The following is a 22,868-nucleotide window of genomic DNA, read 5'->3' on the forward strand; positions in this document are numbered from 1 at the left end:
TGAAAGTTCGTTTATATTGGCAAATGTATCTTGACCTGCAAGCCTCCCAGGGGGCTTTTTGATGCGCTAATCGTGCCATTGTGTTGGATGATGGCGTTTTTACATATTGCTAACCCTAAGCCCGTGCCGCCACTGTGTCTGTCTCTGGCAGTGGATACACGATAAAATGGACGAAAGATAGCATTCAATTCTCCTTCTGGAACGCCTTCACCATCGTCTTCTACTACAATTTGTAACGAGCTTCCTTGGTCGTGAATTGAGATATGGATGGCATGATGGCTATAGTAAATGGCATTGCGCACAAGGTTTTCTAAGGCACTGATGAGTAATACGGGATAACAACGAATTTGGTGACTTGGAAGAGGCGTAAAGGAAAGCTGCTTTCCCAATTGTTCCGCTTCAAACTGAGCATCATCCAACATGGCTTCCCACAAACTGTCTAGTGCGTGTTCCTCCCAGTGATTATGGCTATTCACTTGTTGTTGAGACAATTCTAACAGTTTTGCGATCATCATTTCGAGGCGCTGGGCTTCGGTATCGATGCGAGCTAACTCTTGGTTCTCACCTTGTTTTCGAATGGCAATGGCTTGTGCCATGCGAAGTCGGGTAAGCGGGGAGCGTAGTTCATGAGAAATATCAGAAAGCAGGCGTTGCTGCCGGCTGATCATGTCATTCACTGCTTCAACCATTTTATTAAAACTGGCCCCTGCTTGACGAAATTCCGAACTACCTCTTTCTAAGCTCGGATCCACTTCAAATTCCCCTCTAGCAACCCGTTGTGCGGCTTTTTCTAGGCGACGAGCTGGTTGGCTAAGAGCCCAAGCGAACCACAATAGCAAAGGGGTACTGACGAGCATGACCGCCAGAAGGAGTTGTAAGGGATGATCAAATAAGCGTAGTAATAAAGGCGGTGGACGATGCCACTCTTGGCCAACATATAGCAGATAGTTATTGCCCGCCAGATGGATGGGCAACGGCCCCGATAGCATCAATCGGCCATAGAGCTTTTGTTGTGGGTTACTTGGACTGTCCATCGAGGTGATGAAATTTCGTAGGGCGCGAAAAATAAAGTTAGGCCCCTTGATAGGAGATAAAATCAACCCGTTGATATCCGTTAAAAATATAATGGATTTTTCTCTAATATGCTCTGGCTTTTTGATGCGTTTGGGAGCATGTTCAACGCCTTGTGGATTGTCACGCTCTGAGGATGGGGGAGGCAATGGATGTCGTTTTGGTGGTTTGGGTTCCATTTTGAGTAGAATTTTACTGATATCCATTTGTGAGGCAAAGCGCTTCTCTAGGTGTTGTTTGATGGTTTGAAGATGCTTTAGTCGCTCTCTGTCGATAGGATGGCTTTTTCGAGGGTCGAAATGAGGCAAAGATAATACCGCAAGCAATACCAATAGCATGGTAAACCAAAAAATGGCAAAAATTCGACCATAAAGGTTGGTTATTTTCGGTAGGCGAATCATTCCGCCACCAGCAGATAACCACGTCCACGTAATGTTTTAATGCGTGGTTTGTTGTCGGCAGAGTCCGGCAGTTTTTTGCGCAAGTTAGAAACATGCATATCGATGGCACGATCAAATACGGCAAGCCGTTTTCCCAGTACTTCAAGGCTGAGAGATTCTTTTGTGACGACTTGTCCTGGGTGTAATAAAAAATAGTGTAATAGTGCGAATTCCGTACTGGTGAGGTCGATCAATTCTTGCCTGTGGTAGGCTTCTAGTTTACCTGGATAAATGACAAGGTCGTCGTATTCGATTTTGTCTTGGCTACTTTGGCCTTTGCCAGTCTTTTCTTTGTCACTTTTACCATTGGCACGGCGTAAAATAGCCCGAATGCGAGCGAGTAATTCACGCTCACTAAAGGGTTTGGGTAAATAATCGTCTGCTCCTAATTCTAATCCTATCACTCGGTCTATTTCATCGCCTTTGGCGGTTAACATAAGAACGGGAATGTCCCAATGCTCTCGTAACTTTTTGAGGGTATCAAAGCCATTCAGTTTGGGCATCATGACATCCAATAGAATCATATCGACCGATTCATTCATGAGTGCTAGCCCTTCTTCTCCATCGTAAGCGCTGGTGACAGTAAAATGTTCAAAGGCTAATAATTCCTTAAGTAGATCACTTAGTTCTGTATCGTCATCGATGATCAAAATGTGTGGCATCGTTATTCCTTGAAAAATGATGAGTCAAGAATAATAGGATGACTCGTATTTTACTGCTAAATGTGTCAAACGGTGATGTTTTTACTTAGCTTTACCTTAGCTATACGCCCCTTTACTCGTCAGATTTTATGCTACTTCTACAGGTTGACGATAGCGTCAGCAAATTAACCACTTTATAGTGAGGAGTTGTAGGGTATGGGAAATTTGACGAAAAAACTGATATTAGCGACGGTGACATTACCTTTCATGATGGGGGCGGCCAGTGCATTCGCCGATACTTCCACTCAATGGAAATTGGGAGGCCCTAAGCCGCCAATGTGCCGCCCCGACATGATTGTTAGGTTAGATCCACATATGATGAGAGAGCTGCATTTTAGTGACGCTCAACAAAAGGAACTGAGAGCGTTTCGTCTCGATGAAGTAAAAGAGATGAGGGTAATTGAAAGAGACCTTGAAAAGCGTCTCAATACTCTATTGAATGCCGATAAGTTTGATAAAGTGGCTGCAAGGGAACTTGCTACTGCAATGGAAAGCACACGAATTGACCGCAAAGTTGCGATGTTGGAAAGACAATACAAAATACTTCATATATTGACGCCAAAACAAAAAGCAGAATATATGAAACTTAAAAGAGAACGCCAGCATCAATGTGAGGAAAGAATGCATAAGCGTTTAGCAAAAGAACATAAAAAGTTTGTCTATTAGTGAGTACTTATTGATGATAAAAGATGAGAGCTGTTAAACAGCTTAACAGTAAAAAGCCGCTGTCTAGTAATCGGACAGCGGCTTTTTTTTGGTTGATGGTCCTCTATAGAGCAGAGTGGGATCAAATCTTAAAGCGATCTGTTAATGCTTTTAATTGATGGCTTAGGGTTCTTAAGTTGGTCACTGCACGAACAGAGACCCTGTAACAGATTCTGTGTAACTGCCATTTAGTTAAGGTGCTTTTCGAGACGCTCCTCGAACTCAATAATAAATCGACTCATTGCTTGGCGCCAGTTCTGAATTGGCATCGTCCATTTCTTACTGGCTTCTTTAATGGCAAGGTATACCATTTTCCTCGCAGAATCATCGCTTGGGAAGACTTTACGTTTTTTAATGGCTCTACGGATAACACTGTTCAGGGACTCAATCGCATTCGTTGTGTAGATCGCTTTTCGGATATCGTCAGGGTAATTAAACAACGTATTGAGGTGATGCCAGTGATTGCGCCATGATTTGGTAATTTGCGGGTATTGATCGTCCCAGATGTCGCCGAAACGATCTAACTCTAGCAAGGCTTCTTCTTCCGTTGCGGAGCGGTAAACTTGCTTTAAATCCGCCGTCACTGCTTTATAGTCTTTCCATGATACATATTTCAATGAGTTGCGTACCATGTGTACGATGCACAGTTGGATGTTAGTTTGTGGGAAAACAGCATTGATGGCTTCTGGGAAGCCTTTTAGACCATCAACACAAGCGATGAGAATATCTTCTACGCCGCGCTGCTGAAGCTCAGTGAGGACGTTGAGCCAGAACTTCGCACCTTCGTTCTCCGCAATCCACATGCCCATGAGTTCTTTATGACCTTCAGTGTTGATACCGAGTGCCAAGAAGATCGATTTATTGATGACGCGTTTATCTTGGCGGATTTTCAACACAATACAATCAAGATACACAATGGGGTAGATGGCATCCAAAGGGCGTGCTTGCCATTCAGTCACTTGCTCAATGACCGCATTGGTAACGCGTGATACCAGTGTTGGAGATATCTCGGCACCATACCATTCATCGAAGGCATTGACGATGTCTCGGGTACTCATGCCTTGCGCATAGAGCCACAGGATTTTATCGTCCATAGAAGTGAATCGGGATTGGTGTTTTTTGACCAGCTTGGGTTCAAAAGAGCCTTCTCGGTCACGAGGCGTATCCAGTTCAAACTCACCATCTTCCGTCTTAATACGCTTGCTATTCTTGCCATTACGACTATTGGTTGAGGTGGACTTTTGATGTCTCTCGTAACCCAGATGGTCATCCATTTCTGCATTCAATGCCGCTTCAACGGTAATCTTCTTCAGCATTTGGCTAAATTCGTTGAGATCCTCAGGCGTTTTAATTCCCTTGGCGGCTTCTTTTGCGAACGCTTCAAGTTCTTTTTTGTTCATTTGCATCTACCTATCCTTAATTCTTAATAGAATATGTTGTGGTAGGCAGTTACACAAAATTAGTTACAGTCTCCGAACAGACTCAAGCGCTCCCTCGTTGGTTCTATCGGCCAGCTCTCGAACATTTTCTACACTTCGGCTAATTTCTTCGGAGACATGAGATTGCTCTTCAGCGGCCGTTGCAATTTGTTGGTTCATGTCCTGAGCGTAGCCCACTTGTTCGTTAATGTCTTTGAATAGGGTTAGAATGCCTTTGGCTTTTTCTGCATTTTCCATTGACATGTCGCGACTACTCATCATTCTGGTTAGAGATTCTTGCGCGCCATTTTGCAGTTCAATAATCAAATCTTCGATCTCTTTTGCGGAGCTTTGGGTGCGGCTCGCCAGCCCTCGCACCTCGTCTGCAACCACCGCAAAACCACGACCAGCTTCTCCGGCTCGGGCTGCTTCAATGGCGGCGTTCAGAGCGAGCAGGTTAGTTTGCTCCGCAACTGTTTTGATCACTTCAAGTACATTGCCAACGTTATCAGTACGGGATTTTAATTGTTCCATTGCTTGGCTGGTCACATTTAGATCTTCCGCTAAAGACTCAATGAGTTTGACCGCACTATTAACCATGACATTACCTTGCCCGACGATCTCATCGGCTTTTGTAGAGGCCTCAGCCGCGGTTTCAGTATTGCGTGCAACCTCGGTGACGGTAGAAGACATTTCATTGATGGCTGTGGCCACTTGATCTGTTTCATCCCGCTGTGACTGCATCATGGATTGCCCTTGCTTAGAAATGGCTTCCAATTGTTCACTGGTTGAGCTTAAGTTCATCACACCTGATACGACCTCGGAGATCAAGCTGTTTAGGGTTTTACTCATGTCGCCAATATGATTTAACAGCTTCCCAAGCTCATCCCTTCGTTCAGTGTGAAGTCGTTGAGTAAAATCCCCTTCAGAAATTTTTTCGACCGCTTGAATCACAGTATTCATGGGTTTGGTGATCATATGACGGATCAATAGGGCAAAAAAGATACCAATGATAATGGCAATGACGGTGACGGAAATCACTAAACTATTAATGTTTGAGCCATCCGCTTTGCTCTTCTTCTCTTGTAGGCCAGTAATTGCATCAATATTTTTATTCATGCTTTTAGATAGTGCCAACAATTGGTCTTTAACCGAGTAAAGCTTGGAGGTAACCTCAGGATTGCGCTTACCCATTTCACGATATTGGTCAAGCAGCGTTAATATTTTTTGCTGATGGCTTTGTAAATTATCAGGTAACTGTAATGCTTTTGTTTTTTCGATAACTGTATTGAGTCTAGAGGTGACCTCATCCACAGGAATCGGTTGTCCTTTTGTGATAAGGCTATCAATAAAAGACGTTAAGGAATAAAAACTAGTTTCAATGGTTAGCACTTCTGACGCATTGTTCTGATCCTTGTTCTTCTTAAGTGCTTGCGCAACAAGATCGTATTGGTTGTAAATATTGCTAAGAAGATTCTTTGCCTGTTTGTCAACGTCATCCCATTTTTTACGGGCCTCAGCAAGTGGCGTTAATGTCTTTTCGTACTCCGCTATGCTCAGGCTGGTTTTCTGGATCAGGTTTAATACATCTGGGCCATTATAGAGCTGTTTTGATTTGGCTAATTTGTCACTAAGTTGTCGAGTGAGATCCATTAACTTGGCTTTGTCAGCCTCAGAGCCGGAAGCAACAAAGTGCTCGCGAGCAACCTGCATATCAACGATATTATGATCCAATTCATTGGATAACCGGACTTTGTCTGCTCGGCTGAGTAGTGAGCTCACGCCATACAGGCTTGTTATCCCCACAATAAGCGTTAGTATCAGCACGGAACCAAAGCCTAATGCTAATTTGGTTCCAATTAATCGGTTTTCTAAAAAATTCATCATCTGGTGATTCCTTAGCAGATGTAGATTGAACTGAGGGAGTCTAGTAAAAAACTAATGACCAATAAGTCCATCTTATTTTGATGGTTGATATAAACAAATATAAAGGTAGGAAACTGTTTTTAATAGTACAACCATGGAGGAAAGTTTTAAAATGTCCTAAGTGGTATAACAATGTCCCCACCACCATTGTGATGACTACTGTAACAGAAAACTATCTTCTTCAGAGAACTCAGTCTATTTTAACTGGCCTTTTGGCTTTTCGTTAAGGCGAACTCATCAATTAAAAGTGCGAGGTTTTTTATGCCTTCTTCTCGTTCATGTGGTTGTAATTGACTATAGTTGATTCGTAAGCAATTACGGTATTTACCTGTGGATGAAAAAATAGGGCCGGGTGCAAAGCTAATACCATGCTCGCGACAGGTTTTAACCAACTCTAGGCAATCTATCGGTAGATTGAGTTCTACCCATAGAACAAAGCTTCCGCTAGGAAAGCTCACTCTGGTGCCTTTTGGCAGGTAGGTGTTAATGGCGGTGAGCATATGATCTCGTTGTTGTTCATAGTGTTGCCGCATTTGTCTAATGTGTTTGTCATAGCCTCCCAGACGAATAAATTTGGCGATGGCTAATTGTGGCAAAGTCGGGCACATGGAGCTGCTGACGTATTTGATATGGGTTACTTTGTCCCGATAGCGGCCCGGAGCGATCCATCCAACGCGCATGCCTGGTGCAATGGTTTTAGAAAAAGAGGAGCACATTAGTACGCGTCCATCGCTATCAAACGATTTTATTGTCTTCGGACGGGGGAATTGATAAGAAATATCCCCATAGATGTCATCCTCAATAATGGTGATATCATAACTTTGAGCCAGTTTAAATAGGCGTTTTTTTTGCTCCTCAGGCATGGTATAGCCCATAGGATTGTTGCAGGTAGGTGTGGTTAAAATCGCTTTAATTGGCCATTGGTCTAAGGCCAGTTCCAATGCTTCTAGGCTAATACCTGTTTCTGGGTGAGTGGGGATTTCCATGACTTTTAGTCCAGCGGCCTTAATGGCCTGCATCGCGCCATAAAAGCCTGGTGATTCAATGGCAATAATATCGCCAGGCTCGGCAACGGCTCTTAGGCAGACTGAAAGTGCTTCTTGGCAGCCTGAGGTAATAACTAAGTCATCGGGATGAAGTTGGCATCCAGAGGCAACGGTGAGACGACAAATTTGTTCGCGTAACTCGATCGTCCCTCGTACATCGCCATAACCTAGTCCTAACTGCGGATGTTGTTTGGATAAATCCGCTAATGTTTTAAGCAGAGGTTTAAGGGTAGGGGCCTGCATATCAGGCATGGCATGTTGCAGTTGTATACCAAGCTTCTCACTACGAATCATCAGCATATTGAGCACTTCTTCCCATTGTGAGACTTCTAATGGGCGTTGAGGTGGTCGCGAAATAGTGGGCAAATTATCGTGTTGATAAGGCTGACTAACAAAGTAGCCTGATTTAGGACGAGCTTCTACCAATCTTTCTTGTTCTAGCTGGCGATAGGCTTCTTGTACGGTGGAAATGCTGACATTGTATTCTTGTGCTAGTTGACGAACGGAAGGCAGTCTGTCGCCTATTTGGTAAAAGCCATGTTTAATATGCTCCCCTAGTCTTAGCGCTAAATCTTGATACAGTGTCATGATCGATTTTCCTTTATTTTAAAGTGCTTCATTTTATTAGAAATGAATATATTCCCACTGTAACCGTACAGATTGGTGTTTTTTTCGCCACACAGGCGGTTTTTTCGATGATCTGTATGGTAAAAAATGTCTATTTTTACCTCTGTTATGGTTTTTGTCTTCCCTTTAATCTGATGCCTTAGGTTAGTTGGCTAAGAAGGAGAAGGGTAATGTTGGTGATTGCGCTATTAGCTCATATAAAACAGTGTGTACAAAGTTATCGGACACGCAAGGACTTATTGGTCTTAACAGCTGATGAACTCAAGGATATCGGCATCAGTGAAGGAGAGAGAATAAAACAGGCTGCTAAAGCGAGTTTATTAGGAGTAGGGAAGGAGGTACTGATGTTTAAGTGCACTAGAAAGCCCCTTGATAAAAAAGCGCATGGAGATGTCTAATGCTGAATCTTTCTTTTTTTCTGGGTGTTGCCGTATTTGCTTTTGTGATGTCCGTTACGCCAGGACCAAATAATATGATGTTATTGGCCTCAGGTGCACAGTTTGGTTTTCGTCGAACCTTGCCGCATATGTTAGGGATTATTCTTGGCATGGCGTCTTTATTGTTGGCTATTTTATTGGGGCTTGGCTCGTTGTTTATACTCTACCCTCCACTTTACAGTGTTTTAAAATGGGTAGGTGGGGCGTATTTGCTTTGGCTAGCATGGAAAATTGCGAATGCCCCAACGGACAATATCACAACGCAAAAGCCAAACTTAGCCTCATCGGGCCAACACAGTGGTCTACAAGCTGAAAATATCGATAAGCAAATAGTGCCAATGCGCTGGTGGCAAGCCGCTTTATTCCAGTATGCGAACCCTAAAGCTTGGATGATGTCCATTGGCTGTGTTAGCTCGTTTTCTCTAGCGGGCAATCTGTATGTTCAGTCTGGTTTTTGGATTATTATATTGTTTGCGTGTATGGGGTTTCCTGCGATCACAATATGGGCGTTAGCAGGAGAGGCCATTCGCCGAAAGCTAACGAGTGTAAAGCGTCAACGCCTATTTAATATTGTCATGGGCGTACTGACTGCTTCGACGTTGTTATTAATAATCAAAGGCTAGTCTTGTTTTGCGGATGGCACTCTACTGTTAGTCGTTATGGGGGGGGCGTATGCAATAGCAGATCTGATCAGTATCGTGGGATGACTTTTATCGCTATGGCAGGACAATCAATAAGGCTGAGTAACGCGTGAGCGAATGGTATATCTACATCATTAGAACTCGTTTAAATACCCTCTATACGGGTATTACCACCGATGTGGAAAGGCGCTTTCATGAGCATTCAAAGCAGGGCACAACGGGGGCGAAATACCTTAAAGGAAAAGGACCTTTGGAGCTTGTCTGGCATCAATTGGCTGACTCGAAGAGAGACGCCGCAAGGCTTGAGTATCGTGTCAAAAAACTTAAGAAATATCAGAAATTACAATTGATTAGCGGTCAGATTGATTTACATTCTTTACGAGAATAAGCAGGTTTTTAACTTGTCTTTCAGGCCATTTGCTCCTAGCATTACTTGATTAGCAAAGACAGATTAAATCGTGACTTGTAAAGGGAGACAAGGGTACATGATTCGCCATATTGACCATATCGTGTTAACCGTTGTTGATATTGAAAAATCCGTCGCCTTTTACGAAAAAGTGTTGAAAATGAAACCTGTTACCTTTGCTAACGGTCGTCGTGCCGTGCATTTTGGACAGCAAAAAATCAACTTTCAATGTGTAGGTGATGAGCTACGTAATCATGCTCTTGAAGGCTCTGGTGATCTATGTTTGATCACCGATTGGTCTCTGGATGAAGTCATTGCTCACCTTAACGCCTGTCAGGTGCCGATTCTTGAAGGTCCTGTCAGCAAAACGGGTGCCCAGGGTGAGATTCAATCTGTTTATTTCAATGACCTTGATAATAATCTTATCGAGGTGAGTGTCTATCCTAAGAATCTCTCTGAATAACGCATTTCGTCCTATTGGGTTATTTTTTCTTGTTTAGAACCGCTTTTTTGTTCACTTATTGTTATCATTGTTGCTTTAATTTTGTTCCCTCAAATGACCGTCAAGGATCCTTCTTCGGCTATGAAAACTATCTTAATTGCGAAACAAAACCTTGAGAAGACCTATTCTGGTGCTTGTCGTAGTGTGCATGAGGAAATCAAATATTTTCGTTCTAAAGGCTGTGAAGTGCATACTATTTCTGAAAATGCCAATGTCGCAGATATTGAAAACAGTGGTGGAATTTCGCATAAGTCTAGGCGATTTTTTTGGCAGAAAAAATTTAACCGCAGAATGCAGTTTAGTAATGAAGCGCTGAAGTTGGCGAAAAAACTCAAGGTCGATTTGTTGATAGGTCAAGGGGACTTACAACAGCCGGATGTGCACTTTATTCATAATTGTGTGCATTTAGCATCCGAGAAAATCCATGGCAAGCCCTTGGCGAAAGACGATGAGATGTATTTAACACATACCCCCATTTTCCAAAATCATCAGTTTAAACATATTGTTGCCAACTCACACTTGGCCAAAAATGAATTGATGTCTCGTTTTTCGATACCAGAGCACGATATTTCTGTGATCTATCCGGCGATTGATGAAAACCAGTTTAAGCTATTACCCATTGAGGAGCGAAATGCGATTCGCGCCGACCTAGGAGTGAAAGACGATGAGCTTCTGGTGGGCTTAGTGACCTCTGGAAACTTTAAAAAACGCGGTGTTGATCGATTCTTTGAGGCCATTAGCTTATTGCCAAAAGAGGTGGCTGAGAAAACGCATTTTGTCTTTGTTGGTAAAGATAAACTGTCCCCTGAATATCAAGCGATTCTAGACCGTTCTCCTTATAAAGATAGAGTACGCCAGCTGCCAATCATCAATAAAGTGGAGGGGTATTTTAATGCGTTGGATGTATTTGTACTGCCAGCCAGAATTGAAGAGTTTGGGCGTGTTGTGGCTGAGGCGATGGCTTGTGGTGCCCCTGTGATCACGACCAAATGGGTGGGGGCGAGTGAAATAATGAAAGATGAATCGGCTGAGTTTGTCTATGATGGTGAAAGCAACCAAACGCTCGCCAATTTGATGGATGCTTTGCTCAGTGATAAAGCGCTGCGGGAACGGGTTTCCCTAGCCAATCAAACTTCAGCCAAAGAAGTCTATGAATCCGCATTGGAAGAAAAATTTGATGCCGTTTTTGGGCCTTATATTGCCTAGTCGTCTGTTCGCCTAGTATGCCATATAAGACCCTATTGAGGAGTCATTGTGTTAGTAGCGCTTTTACCGCAGCAATAACGTCTTTATAGGCTTTCTCTTCATAAACACCAAAGCCTGTCAATTGACGGGCTTTGATCTTCGTAAAAATTGGTTGTGCGAGTCCAGTTAAAAAACGTGTTATTAGAACCGGTGTGAGCGTTGTCTCTGGGCTTTTGTTTTGCAGTTGTTGTGCGAATTCAGTGACATAGTGAGCCATTTGTTGACGCTGTTTTTCCTGCGATTCTTTTTGCGCTATTGGTTCAGGGAAAACAAGCACTTTTCCACGGCATACAGAGCAATGTCCACAATGTTCTGGGGCATTTTTATCACCAAAATAGCGGGCTAGGTTGTGGTTCAAGCAGCGATTGAGTTCAAAGAAGCGAATCATGGTAGCAATGCGTTCGATTTCTGCAGTTTGTTTTTCTATAACGTATTGATCTAAGGCGTTCAGTAAGGTATCTAGATGAAAGCGTTCTAGATTGACTTGATAGACCTCGGTTAGTTGCTTGCTTTCTAGTGTGAGCACATGGTGAGACTCAGCGTATTCTAATAGTTGTAGAACATCGCTGCGAGAGAGCCCTGATTGCTGATAAATTAGATCAAAATTTGGTGTGCCCCAGATTTTCTTATATTGAATGCCTTTAAGAATAGCGTCGTAAGCGGCGCGCATGTTGTCAGGAACTTGTGCCGCAAAGGCATAGCGATCACCTTCCCACTTTAAACGTACATCTGCGTAATAACTGTATTTAGGAGTGATAGCCCCGAGGATTTCGAGTTGAACCAAGAGGGTTTTTAACGGCAGTGAGCGAATGTTGGTTTTGTTGGATAAGCCGTATAGCTGAGTTTCCCAAAGTGTCTGTTGGTTGTCATTGATCTCAGCTTGTTCTTCAATGGTAGCGAGCAGGGAGGCAATGTCTTGACGTTCCGGTGTATCGCCATAAACGAAGTTTTCTAACGTATGTAGACCTTCTAGACTGGCTAGCAGTACACAACGGCTGGCTTGGTTATCACGTCCCGCTCGGCCGATTTCTTGGCTGTAATTCTCAATGGATTTTGGTAAATCATAATGTACGACGAGTCGAATGTCCGCTTTGTCTATGCCCATGCCGAAAGCGATGGTGGCGACGATGATGCGTGTGCGACTTGCCATAAAATCTGCTTGAATTTGGCTACGAAGGTCGTTGCCGAGCCCGGCATGGTAGGAGGTCGCTGAGTAGCCTTTTGATCTTAGTGCTTGAGCGATATCATCTGCAGTTTTTTGCTGAGTTACATAGACAATGCTGGCTCCTTGGGTGTTGTCTAAAATCGCGGTTAACTTGTCGAGTTTTTCATGGCCTTGTGCTGGAATAAGGTCTATGTCTAAGTTGTGGCGATAAAAGCCTGTTTGCACAATATGTTCAGGGAAAATACCAAACTTTTGAGCCATGTCTCTTTGCACTCGACGAGTAGCCGTAGCGGTTAATAGCAGCACAAGCGGGATGTTTAGCTCTTGCTTATATTGCGGGAGTTTCAAGTAGTCAGGGCGAAAATTGTGTCCCCACTCAGAAATACAGTGGGCTTCATCCACCACTAGCATAGAAATTGGCACTTGCTTAATAAAGCGACGAAAACGCTCGTTCTTAAAACGCTCGACCGAGATCATGAGAATTTTAATGGCACCACTTTGGGCTTGTCTCATGACCTCCTGACTGTCTTCTTTGGATTGGCTGGAATCCAAGCAGGCAGCGGGAATGCCTTTACTTTGTAAAAAAGCTAATTGGTCATGCATTAGTGAGATTAGCGGCGAAATGACTAAGGTCAGGTTGGGTAACTGTGTGGCGGTAAATTGATAGCAAAGGGACTTTCCTGAACCCGTTGGGAAAACGGCAAGGGAGGAATGCCCTGATAACAGCTGAGTAATGGTTTGGCCTTGGCCTTCACGAAAATGCTCGAAACCAAATATGGTGTGTAATGCCCCTTGTAAATCGCGCGCTTGAAAGGCTGGAGTGATGGTTAACGGTGTGCTTGTTTTCATCGAGAAATCTGTCCCCATTCTTGTTCACAGCTGTGTAATTCACTCAAATGATTAAGCCAATATTCTTCACTGGCAAACCAAGGAAAGGCTTTAACAAACGCAGGGTCGCTCCAACGTTGCTGTAACCAGGCCGCATACTGGATAACGCGAGCGCTTTTGAAGACATCGATCAGGTCTAATTCGCGGGTTTCAAAAGGCAAATATGCTTCGTATCCTTCAATCATTTCACTCAATTGCTGTCTTGGGTTTTCGGTTTGTGTCAGGTGTAGCCAGATATCTTGAACGGCCACACCGTTTTGACAATCGTCAAAATCCAATAAATGAAACTGACCGTTATGCAACATCAAGTTGCTTCGATGGCTGTCCCCATGAATGGCTCTCAGTTGACTGGGCCAATAGGCTTGAATGCGAGTGGCACTCAAGTCAATCAGCTTGGTTATTTGAGCTTGATAAATGGGTTTGAGCTTTTGTGGTAGATAGTCCGCTGCTAAGATTTGCTTAGCCGCCTGAGACATTTGTTCAAGAGGCGACACACTGATGCGTTTGGTAAAGGGGGCGTTCATTTTTTGATGGACTTGGCCAATTAATTCACCCAGTTGATACAGCTGATCAAGGTTGTCTGCTTCTGGGTGTTGTCCAATGAGTTTTGGGGACAGGCAAAAGTGTATGCCGTTATGGCTAAACAGGCTTTCACCGTTAAATACCATGGGAGCGACAACGGGCACGCCTTCCTCTTGTAACCTTAATAGAGTGAGATGTTCCTCTTTGATCTGGGCTTCACTCCAGCGTTCTGGTCGGTAAAACTTGGCGATCACTGTTGGACCATCTTCTATCCCGATTTGATAAACTCGGTTTTCGTAGCTGTTTAATGGGTAAATTCGCGAGTCGCTCCATAAACCAGTAGACTCGACGGCATCGAGAATCACGTCAGGAACAAGACAGGAAAAAGCGTGTGAAGCAGACATAGTTAACTCTCTGGTGAAATAAAAAAAGACTCGCTGTCGTGTCATGCCAGCAATAAATAGGGGACGATAACGGGGACAGTCTCCAATGGCAAGCTTACCGTGTCCGATTAAAACCTTAAGCCCAACATTTTCTTTAGCGTTATTTCTTGATGCGGTGTTAATGGTTCCGCTTCTTCCATACTGATGCGTCTTCCCCAAGTGTGCCATGCTTTGATCGCATCTTTTTGCAGCCCCCTTGCTAGTAGATTCTGAACTTCTAGGCGGAAAGAGTTGGTGACAACCTCCGGGCTATTCTGTCCAATTTTTCGTAATCGCGTCAGTGCTCGATGAAATTTTTCGATCAGTCTTGGGGCTTCTATGTCGTTTTCGATTAGCTCAGTAATGGTTTTTAGATAATCGTAATAAAGTGCTGGTGTATCACTATTATTGTCTTTGGAACTGCGGATGGCTTTTGATAGAGCTTGCTCTGCTGTGAGCCAGTCTTCTAAATCGATACTAATTCGTCCTAACCGTAAAGAGCGTTCATAGGAACGAGGGGAGACAAGCAGTGCTTTAATAATGATTTCTTGAGCCTCTTTGGGTTGATTAAGCTCTAGATATAGGTCGACTAATAGGTCATAAGCAGAAAAAAAGTACTGGTTTAATTCAATCGTTTGTTCCAGGGTTCCAATCGCTTGCTTGAGTTGGTTGAGCTTAATATGGCATTGTGCCATGCCAAAATGGGCCCATGCCAATTCGCGATTACGTTGCAAAACCTTAGCGTAGTGGGCGCTGGCGGATTGGTATTCTCCTCGTTGATATATGCTTTCCCCAATCACTCGAAGACACTGGCTGGCATATTGAGGGTGGTGTTTAATGATAGCTTTTGCCACACGTTCGAGCGTAATGTAATCCTTTTGTTTTCTGGCTTGATGGGCAAGGTCAAAGACGGTTCTTTGTTTAACGACACGTTTAAGACGGCGATGGAAGGCCGCTGGTGTAAAAGGTTTCACTAAATAGCAATCAGGCTGGTATTCTAAAATGCTGACCACGCTTTCATAGGCACGATCTGCAGTAATCATCATAAAAATCACGGGATGATCAAGATTGTAATGTTTTCGTGTGGCTTCAAGTATCTGCTGACCATTGATTTTATTGTCAGCGTTAAAATCAGAGAGAATAATATCGTATTGGATGGCTTGAATGCGTTTAATGGCGGATTGATCAGATATTTCAAAATCTATTTTCTCATAGCCTAAAGATACCATTAAGGACTTCAGTAAAAAGCGCATCTCAGCGATGCTTTCGATGATGAGAACGCGTTGCTCTGATGCCGTATCAGATTTTGTAATCACTTCCATGGTCAACCTTGGTATGGATGAGGTTAGCTTAGACATCTATATAGTCTAGAAGAAAATATTGCCTAGAAGACAATTTATATTTCTATCCTACCTTTTGCTCTCATTCGGTTCTTGTTAGGGGGGGGGGATAAACGCTTTTTTAAAGTAAGCCAAGTCGCTTTTTTAACGTTAACTCTTGTGCAAGGGTTAGCGCGGACGCTTCTCCCTTTTCAATTAGTTTGCTCCATAGCTGCCAGGAGCGAATGGCTTCGCCAAGATGGTTTCGTTGCAGCAATTGTTGAATTTCAAGACGAAAAGAATTGGATAAAACACTAGGATTAGATTGACCTAAGCTTCTTAGTCGAGATAACGCACGTCTAAATTTATCCTGCAATCTTGTGCATTCTATACCTTGTTCGAGCATGGTCGTGAGTGTCTTTAAATAATCGTAATATAATTCAACATTTTCTGAGTTTGTATCTTTTGCGAGGCGAATGGCTCGGGAAAGTGATTGTTCTGCTATGGTCCAGTCTTTTATCTCGACACTAATGCGTCCTAGTCGCTGTGAGCGCTCAACGGATCTTGGTGAGTTTTCCAAGGCCCTAAGTATCGCAGACTGGGCTTTTTCGAGGTTTCCCATTTTACTATGCACATCAGCAAGTAGATCGTAAGCAGAGAGAAAATGCTTGCTGAGAGCAACTGTCTTTTCAAGATGATTAATGGCCGACAGGAATTCATCAAATTGAACATCGCATTGTGCCATCCCATAATAGGCCCAAGCCAGTGTGTTATTGCCTTCGACCACCATGGCGTAGTGCTGTTTGGCAGACTTGTACTGCTTTCGCTTATAGAGGGATTCTCCTATGACTTTCAAACACATACTGGCATATTGTGGATATAATTTTAGGATGTCTCTAGCATGTTTTTCCATGGCCTCATAATCATCTTTTTTTCTTGCCTTATCGACAACGGAAAAGATCTTTTTTTGACCAATAATTTTGTTAAAGCGACGATGAAATGACGAAGGAGGGAAGGGCTTAACCAAGTAGCTATCGGGTTCATATTCTACGGCACTGACAACACTTTCGTAAGTTGTGTCAGCGGTAATCATCATAAAAATAGCGGAATGATCTAAGGAGTAATTTTTGCGTGTTGTCTCAAGAATGTGTTGGCCATCAATATTACCGCCCAGGTTGTAATCCGATAAAACAATGTCGTATTTAAAGTTCAAGATGCGCTTTAGACCACCTTGTCCAGATGGCTCCACATCAATCTTTTCATAGCCCAGAGAGGCCATTAAAGACTTAAGCATTAAGCGCATTTCCGCGATGTCTTCAATAATAAGGACACGCTTGTCTGTAATGCTATTTTTAGGTGCGTCCGCTGTTATGGTGCTGGTTGCTGTAAAGTCAACCTGAGTTATGTCCGACATACGACTCTCTGACGTTAGCATTTTTACCCTATTGCCAAACGGGGTAGAAGGATCTGTAAGCTTGCCAATTCCATTTATAACATATTTTTACACACTCGTTATATCAAACGAGCATCTGTTACGTCAATTTCTGCGCAAAGTCACTTTTGATTCACCAAAATAGGTGATAATGCGTTTCTCTTAATGCGCTTAGACATGCTATTTTCTCTGTACTAAGAACTGAATAACACTCAATAAAGTGTTTTTAGTGGTATGTCCAATCTTTAAAGAGGAAAAATGAATGTTTAGTCATGTGATGATTGGCGCGAATGATATTGAAGAGTCAAAAACATTCTACGATGCTGTTCTTCAAGTATTAGGGCACTCACCTGGATCGATTAATCCTGAAGGTCAATGTTTTTACTTTGCGGATAATAATGTGTTGGCATTAACAATACCGATCAACGGTCAACCTGCAACCCATGGTAATGGCACCACCATTGGCTTTTTAGCTAAATCTACAAAGCTGGTTGATACTTGGTATGAGGTTGGGGTAGCTCATGGCGGTGTTCCTTGCGAGGATCCACCAGGAGTACGTGATTTTGAAGATAGGCAGTACTATATTGCGTATTTACGTGATCCAGCTGGCAATAAAATATGTGCATTACACAGTATATTGTAAAAGCATAACCTAGAGGCTTCCTTGGCAAAATTAGAAGGTGTTGAGTTACAGATCATCTAAGCGCTAAAAAGCATTGAGGTCTTTCAGTAAAAAGGCCTAGAGTAGACCTTTTTACTGAGTGGGGATTAATTACCGCTACTTTTAGGTGGTGTCGGTTCTGTTTTTGGCGCTTCGCTTTGCTTCACCGATGTTGTCGCTGTTTGTGGTGTGTCTGTCGTCTCTTTGTTAGGCTCTATTTTCGCCAACAGTTCGGACAGTCTTTTTTCTAGTGAATTTGCATAGTCGGTTTTGTTTAACAGCTTGGTGTTTAACGACTCGATTTGTGTCGCCTGCTCTTCAAGCTGATCTTTTTGCCGTTTTACTTGGTCATGTAGTGCATTTGTTTGTTGTTCTAAGGCTTGTTCGTTTTTCATATTCCCATCAATAAACGCTGCAATTGCCTTACCTTGTTGACGAATCGGTTCGTCACGTCTGTCTGCGGCTCCCAGTTTATTTGAAATAGTTAAGAGAATATCTTCGATATTCAAAATGTAGTTTTCATAGGCGCTGCTTGGTAAGGCTTTTAATTGTTTGACCGCAATAGCAACTTGCTTTGCATGATTGATGGCAAAGATGGCTTCTTCCGCTTTTTCTTTGATCTTATTTATGGCTCGTGGCTCAGCGCTAATAAAAGCTTCCGCGGCCGTCACGGACGCAGCCGCTTGCGCTAAGGTTTTTGGCGCATAATCACCGATTTGTTCTTGCTTTAACTGGTTAAGTTGCTGTTTTGCATCGGCTAAGTAGATTTTAGTGATGGTTTTCACCTCTAGAGCGCGTTGTTTAACAAGCAAATCAGGCTGGGCGCTAATGGCGGCATTGACTTTGTCGTCCGCGATGTCGTCGACCAGCTTTTTCAATTCATTGTCCAGCTGTTTAATTGTATTCGGGTAGTACTTATCGGCCCCAATTTTTATCAGTTGTGTTTTGTAGTCGAATGCGCTTTCGAGTGTGCTTATGGCATTGCTGCGGATGCTTTGGGCTTTTGTTAAGTATACGTTGAACTGGGTGATAGCGGATTGAGCTGCCTCAAGGTTGGTTTTTGAGCTGAAAAAACCACTGCTACTGTTTGCTTTGGATGGGTCTAAGGCAAACTCGTCATAGTAATCTTTTGCCTCTGCAAGCGCTTTTCTGGCCTCTTTCATTGGTTCCGTTGCGAACCAGTCAAGTTCATCCCTTTTGGTGGATTCTAAGGCTGTCTTAGCTTGATCAAGATCGTTTTTTACAGCGTTAATCTCAGAAGTCGTTTTTGATTGAGCTGCATCTGTTGCTAGGCTCGCCGTTGAATCTGGATTAGAAGCACAGCCTGCTAAAGTAAGAGTGAGTGTTGTGACGAGGGCGGCAATTTTGAGCTCGTGTCTCATGTGTACTCCGTTAGAAAAGCCTATTTGAATAAAATCCGATCTATGAAAAGTGATCATATGAGCATATTGTCATGATCACTTTTACAATATATGCAAATTAAAGCATAAAAATGGCTCTAAGTTGTTTTAAATAAACAATATTTTCTGAGCCTTTTTATTTGAATGCTTGCTTTTCGTCCATTAGATGTTGATTGCCTGATTACGGTCCAAATAGATGAGGGCTGCAAGGACCTCTGCCAGCGTGGATACTATTGGTGAATCGTAACACTTCTATAAACGTTATGATTTTTTGCTGAGAACCCATTGATTACGAAGTTGATTCAAATAAAAGAGTAAAGCAATAGCGATAATTAAGGTCACTTCAAAATGTCCTTGTGGATAGCCGCCATTGTGAAATGGTAAGGTAACAACACAATATAGAGGGATAATCATGGCAATCCATTGGGACAGTACTGATTTGCAAAAATGATAGTGCTTTGCAACCTTATAACAAGCCAATCCACACAATAAGCCAATAGCGCCTCCGACTAGAACATCAATTGGCCAGTGAGCTCCTACCATCACGCGACTGAACATAATGAGTAGTAATACACAGACAATGGCAATGCGCTGTTGCGTATTTTTTGCTATCACGAGGAAAAAAGTAGCAACAACACCAGCCGTCGCCGAATGTCCCGAAGGAAAACTGTTGGTATGTAGCAGTTTGCCAACTAGGTGGTAGCTTCCTTCTGGTAATACGCTGCCAGGTCTCTCCATAGCAAAAAAGGCCTTCATACCATGGGTAATCAAGGTGGTTGGGATGATGGCAATAATGGTGGCTGATAGCAATTTGGGGTGAATATAAATCACAAAAAGCAACAGAGCGATAGCCACTTGAGTATCGCCTAATAGCGTGATGGAAGACCATATATTATCAGGGATAACACTGCCTAATGAGTTAAGCACGAGGAAACTGGAATGGTAGCCTCCCATCAGCCAGAGTCCTAAAGCGGCAATAAACAATAAACCACTTAACATTAAGATAAAACATAAGGGAATCGTACTAGTCTTGCCTGACTCTGTGTTTGATAGCAAATGACACCGAAAAAATTTAGGTATGTGAAACAAACCGACAACTCCATGAAAAGTAGGAATATTTTAAATTATTATTAAGCATACACCTAGATAGATGAAAATTTCATGAACTTTTTATGCGCTTTTTGTGTTTTTTTGGCGGTAGTTGTGTGTTTTTGTAAGTCAATATGCTTTTTTGTGTGGTGGAATAATTCGTTAGAAGAAGGGAAGGACGTGTTTGTTGGGGGAAGGTACAAAAAAACCACCTTAGCTTTTCACTAAAGTGGTTTTAAATCCATTAACAAAGCAGCAAGATAGATAGAGCGTTCATTGCCATCTTGTTTGCCTAGAAAATCGTTTTTGAGTCTGTTTTCTAGTCTTTCTGGTGCATCTGCTTTGCTTGCTAGTTAGGAGTAGACTGGATTAAAAAGTAAAAGGATGATCGCCATTTTCATCTTTAATACGAGTCGGTAGTCCCATGGTATTCAACAAACCTAGGAAAGGTTTAGGATCAAGCTGCTCAACATTACGCATTTCTTTTGCATCCCATGTGCCATTGGCTACGAGAATCGCAGCGGCCACTGGTGGTACGCCTGCGGTGTAAGAAATCCCTTGGCTACCGACTTCGTTGTAAGCATCTTCATGGTCCGCTACGTTGTAGATAAAGACTTCTTTTTCTTGTCCGTCTTTAATGCCTTTTACAACATCGCCGATACAGGTTTTGCCAGTGTAATCAGGAGCAAGGGAAGAGGGATCTGGTAAAACGGCTTTCACCACTTTCAGGGGAACGACTTCCAAACCTTCTGCTGTTTTGACTGGTTGCTCTGATAATAACCCGAGGCTTTTCAAGACAGTAAATACATTGATGTAATGCTCGCCAAAGCCCATCCAAAAACGTACGTTTGGTACATCTAGGTTTTGGGAAAGAGAATGAACCTCGTCGTGGCCTGTCATGTAAGCCGTCTGTTTACCTACAACGGGTAAATCGTCTGTACGGCTGATTTCGAACATTTTGTTTTCTTGCCAGGCATTATTTTGCCAAGAATAGACACGCCCAGTGAATTCTCGGAAGTTAATCTCAGGATCAAAGTTCGTGGCAAAATACTTACCATGGCTGCCCGCGTTGATATCGATGATGTCGATATCACTTACGGAATCAAAGTAGTCGTTATAGGCAAGCGCGGCGTAAGCATTTACTACGCCTGGATCAAAGCCTACACCGAGAATGGCTGTAATACCTTTTTCTTTGCAGGCATCGCGACGTTGCCATTCGTAGTTGGCGTACCAAGGTGGAGTTTCACAAATTTTTGTTGGATCTTCGTGGATCGCTGTGTCTAAGTAGGCGGCTCCTGTTTCCATACAGGCTTCGAGTACAGACATATTGATGAAGGCTGACCCCACGTTAATAACGATTTGTGACCCTGTTTCTTGAATGAGTTTTACTGTGGCTGGCACATCCAGAGCGTCTAGGGCGAATGCTTGAATACGACCCTCAACTTTCATACTGCCTTTGTCTAGGACACTGGCTACAATATCGTCGCATTTCGAAACGCTACGTGAAGCAATTGCGATATTGCCCAGTGTGTCATTGTGTTGGGCGCATTTATGGGCTACTACACGAGCCACGCCTCCGCCACCGATGATTAAGACATTTTTTTTCATAATAACAATCTCTTTAAGGTTTAGTGTCGCAGTGTTTTTACCGTTATCATAAACGGGCATTAAGATAAATTTTGCATAAAGTCGTTGTAATCAAACTCCTTAACGACCTCAATGCTGCCATCCAATTGGCGTACGGCAATAGACGGCATTTTTACACCGTTGAACCAGTTCTTTTTCACCATGGTATAACCTGCCGCATCTTGAAAAGACAAACGGTCTCCCACTTCCAGCGCTTTGTTAAACTTGAATTCGCCAAAAATGTCGCCAGCTAGGCAAGATTTACCACAAATCATGTACTCATAGTCACCTTCACAGGGGGACATTTTTGCATTTTCACGATAAATTAACAGATCAAGCATATGTGCTTCGATGGAACTATCGACTACAGCAAGATGTTTACCGTTAAACAAGGTGTCTAACACCGTCACTTCGAGTGTCGTACTGTTAGTAATCGCTGCTTCGCCAGGCTCAAGATAGACTTGAACCCCATATTTTTCAGAAAAGGTTTTGAGCCGTTGGCAAAATTGCTCTAACGGGTAGCCTTCACCTGTAAAATGAATACCACCACCTAGGCTGATCCATTGCATTTTGGCGATTAAGTGGCCAAAGCGCTCTTCAATCAGTGTGAGCATTTCATCAAAACGCGCAAAGTCGCTGTTTTCACAGTTGTTATGGAACATAAACCCTGAGATATCGTCGATGATAGTGGCAATTTTTTCAGGGTCCCATTCGCCAAGGCGGCTAAAAGGGCGTGCGGGATCTGCAATGATAAATTCTGATGTGCTGACTTGTGGATTCACTCGCAATCCACGCGTCTTACCCTTGCTTACCTCTTTAAAGCGAGAGAACTGACCAATAGAGTTGAAAATGATCTTGTCACTGTTGTCGAGCACTTCCGATATTTCATCATCGGCGTAAGCGACACTGTAAGCGTGTGTTTCACCTTGAAACTTCTCTTTGCCGAGTTTGACCTCGTACAAAGAAGAGGAAGTCGTGCCATCCATGTATTCTTGCATCAAGTCAAAGACAGACCATGTGGCAAAGCACTTCAGTGCCAGTAATGACTTGGCACCAGATTGTTTTCGCACATAAGCCATTTTTTCTAAGTTGTTTAGAAGTTTGGCTTTATCAATCAGATAATAAGGTGTCTTGATCATAGCTGCTTGCCTGTCCGCAAAAGGGCGTATTTTAGTGCAA

The 22,868-nt window shown here is 43.0% G+C and carries 20 protein-coding genes; 7 read left to right on the forward strand and 13 right to left on the reverse strand.

The window, feature by feature from the left end; all coding sequences use genetic code 11:
* Positions 1 to 11: 11 nt before the first annotated feature.
* Positions 12 to 1,472 (reverse strand): envelope stress sensor histidine kinase CpxA, encoded by a 1,461-nt coding sequence (cpxA, locus tag AC0VYG_RS06040; protein ID WP_475431419.1) that lies wholly within the window; start codon positions 1,470 to 1,472, stop codon positions 12 to 14.
* Complete coding sequence (locus tag AC0VYG_RS06045) at positions 1,469 to 2,173, reverse strand: response regulator (RefSeq protein ID WP_475431420.1); 705 nt, start codon at positions 2,171 to 2,173, stop codon at positions 1,469 to 1,471. The genes cpxA and AC0VYG_RS06045 overlap by 4 nt, the downstream gene beginning before the upstream one ends.
* A gap of 195 nt (positions 2,174 to 2,368) precedes the next feature.
* On the opposite strand from AC0VYG_RS06045, the gene AC0VYG_RS06050 reads away from it, so the two are divergent.
* Positions 2,369 to 2,878, forward strand: a complete 510-nt coding sequence (locus AC0VYG_RS06050; protein WP_475449899.1) for a Spy/CpxP family protein refolding chaperone — start codon at positions 2,369 to 2,371, stop codon at positions 2,876 to 2,878.
* A 227-nt stretch (positions 2,879 to 3,105) separates the two neighbouring features.
* Here the strand turns inward: AC0VYG_RS06050 and AC0VYG_RS06055 are convergent, their stop codons facing one another.
* The 3 genes from AC0VYG_RS06055 to AC0VYG_RS06065 all read right to left on the reverse strand — a co-directional run bounded on the left by AC0VYG_RS06055 (position 3,106) and on the right by AC0VYG_RS06065 (position 7,895).
* On the reverse strand, positions 3,106 to 4,317 hold the full coding sequence (locus AC0VYG_RS06055; protein ID WP_475432512.1) for an IS256 family transposase: 1,212 nt from the start codon (positions 4,315 to 4,317) through the stop codon (positions 3,106 to 3,108).
* 63 nt (positions 4,318 to 4,380) lie between these two features.
* On the reverse strand, positions 4,381 to 6,222 hold the full coding sequence (locus tag AC0VYG_RS06060; protein ID WP_475431422.1) for a methyl-accepting chemotaxis protein: 1,842 nt from the start codon (positions 6,220 to 6,222) through the stop codon (positions 4,381 to 4,383).
* 239 nt (positions 6,223 to 6,461) lie between these two features.
* Positions 6,462 to 7,895: an aminotransferase-like domain-containing protein gene (locus AC0VYG_RS06065; RefSeq protein WP_475431423.1), complete on the reverse strand. Its 1,434-nt coding sequence runs from the start codon at positions 7,893 to 7,895 to the stop codon at positions 6,462 to 6,464.
* 209 nt (positions 7,896 to 8,104) lie between these two features.
* Between AC0VYG_RS06065 and AC0VYG_RS06070 the strand changes: the two genes are divergently transcribed.
* From AC0VYG_RS06070 to AC0VYG_RS06090, 5 genes are all read left to right on the forward strand, one after another.
* The gene (locus AC0VYG_RS06070; protein WP_475431424.1) at positions 8,105 to 8,332 is read left to right on the forward strand and encodes a DUF1127 domain-containing protein; all 228 of its coding nucleotides are present in this window, start codon (positions 8,105 to 8,107) and stop codon (positions 8,330 to 8,332) included.
* On the forward strand, positions 8,332 to 8,994 hold the full coding sequence (locus AC0VYG_RS06075; protein WP_475431425.1) for a LysE family translocator: 663 nt from the start codon (positions 8,332 to 8,334) through the stop codon (positions 8,992 to 8,994). Before AC0VYG_RS06070 ends, AC0VYG_RS06075 begins: the two co-directional genes overlap by 1 nt.
* Positions 8,995 to 9,121: 127 nt before the next feature.
* Positions 9,122 to 9,400 carry a GIY-YIG nuclease family protein gene (locus AC0VYG_RS06080; RefSeq protein WP_475431426.1) on the forward strand — a complete coding sequence of 93 codons (279 nt, stop codon included), beginning with the start codon at positions 9,122 to 9,124 and terminating at the stop codon, positions 9,398 to 9,400.
* A gap of 97 nt (positions 9,401 to 9,497) precedes the next feature.
* A complete protein-coding gene (locus AC0VYG_RS06085; RefSeq protein ID WP_199477334.1) occupies positions 9,498 to 9,881 on the forward strand; it encodes a VOC family protein in 384 nt (127 codons plus the stop codon).
* Positions 9,882 to 10,001: 120 nt separating this feature from the next.
* Positions 10,002 to 11,126 carry a glycosyltransferase family 4 protein gene (locus AC0VYG_RS06090; protein WP_475431427.1) on the forward strand — a complete coding sequence of 375 codons (1,125 nt, stop codon included), beginning with the start codon at positions 10,002 to 10,004 and terminating at the stop codon, positions 11,124 to 11,126.
* A 43-nt stretch (positions 11,127 to 11,169) separates the two neighbouring features.
* Here the strand turns inward: AC0VYG_RS06090 and AC0VYG_RS06095 are convergent, their stop codons facing one another.
* From AC0VYG_RS06095 to AC0VYG_RS06110, 4 genes are all read right to left on the reverse strand, one after another.
* On the reverse strand, positions 11,170 to 13,179 hold the full coding sequence (locus AC0VYG_RS06095) for a RecQ family ATP-dependent DNA helicase (protein WP_475431428.1): 2,010 nt from the start codon (positions 13,177 to 13,179) through the stop codon (positions 11,170 to 11,172).
* Positions 13,176 to 14,144, reverse strand: a complete 969-nt coding sequence (locus AC0VYG_RS06100) for a serine/threonine protein kinase (RefSeq protein WP_475431429.1) — start codon at positions 14,142 to 14,144, stop codon at positions 13,176 to 13,178. Before AC0VYG_RS06100 ends, AC0VYG_RS06095 begins: the two co-directional genes overlap by 4 nt.
* 107 nt (positions 14,145 to 14,251) lie before the next feature.
* Positions 14,252 to 15,520 carry a tetratricopeptide repeat protein gene (locus AC0VYG_RS06105; protein WP_475431430.1) on the reverse strand — a complete coding sequence of 423 codons (1,269 nt, stop codon included), beginning with the start codon at positions 15,518 to 15,520 and terminating at the stop codon, positions 14,252 to 14,254.
* Between the two features lie 103 nt (positions 15,521 to 15,623).
* Complete coding sequence (locus tag AC0VYG_RS06110) at positions 15,624 to 16,895, reverse strand: response regulator (protein WP_475431431.1); 1,272 nt, start codon at positions 16,893 to 16,895, stop codon at positions 15,624 to 15,626.
* Between the two features lie 280 nt (positions 16,896 to 17,175).
* Here AC0VYG_RS06110 and AC0VYG_RS06115 point away from each other — a divergent pair, with 280 nt between their 5' ends.
* Positions 17,176 to 17,556, forward strand: a complete 381-nt coding sequence (locus tag AC0VYG_RS06115) for a VOC family protein (RefSeq protein WP_475431432.1) — start codon at positions 17,176 to 17,178, stop codon at positions 17,554 to 17,556.
* 125 nt (positions 17,557 to 17,681) lie between these two features.
* Here the strand turns inward: AC0VYG_RS06115 and AC0VYG_RS06120 are convergent, their stop codons facing one another.
* The 4 genes from AC0VYG_RS06120 to nspC form a co-directional block, all read right to left on the reverse strand.
* Complete coding sequence (locus AC0VYG_RS06120) at positions 17,682 to 18,956, reverse strand: hypothetical protein (protein ID WP_475431433.1); 1,275 nt, start codon at positions 18,954 to 18,956, stop codon at positions 17,682 to 17,684.
* Positions 18,957 to 19,235: 279 nt separating this feature from the next.
* Entirely contained in the window at positions 19,236 to 19,973 is a 738-nt protein-coding gene (locus tag AC0VYG_RS06125) for a phosphatase PAP2 family protein (protein WP_475431434.1), read from the reverse strand.
* 459 nt (positions 19,974 to 20,432) lie between these two features.
* Positions 20,433 to 21,671, reverse strand: a complete 1,239-nt coding sequence (locus AC0VYG_RS06130) for a saccharopine dehydrogenase family protein (RefSeq protein WP_475431435.1) — start codon at positions 21,669 to 21,671, stop codon at positions 20,433 to 20,435.
* 59 nt (positions 21,672 to 21,730) lie between these two features.
* A complete protein-coding gene (gene nspC, locus AC0VYG_RS06135) occupies positions 21,731 to 22,828 on the reverse strand; it encodes a carboxynorspermidine decarboxylase (RefSeq protein ID WP_475431436.1) in 1,098 nt (365 codons plus the stop codon).
* Between the last annotated feature and the right edge of the window lie 40 nt (positions 22,829 to 22,868).

The sequence above is a fragment of the Marinomonas sp. 63XJN7_7_ISO-PGPR-S23-202 genome, from assembly GCF_056173505.1.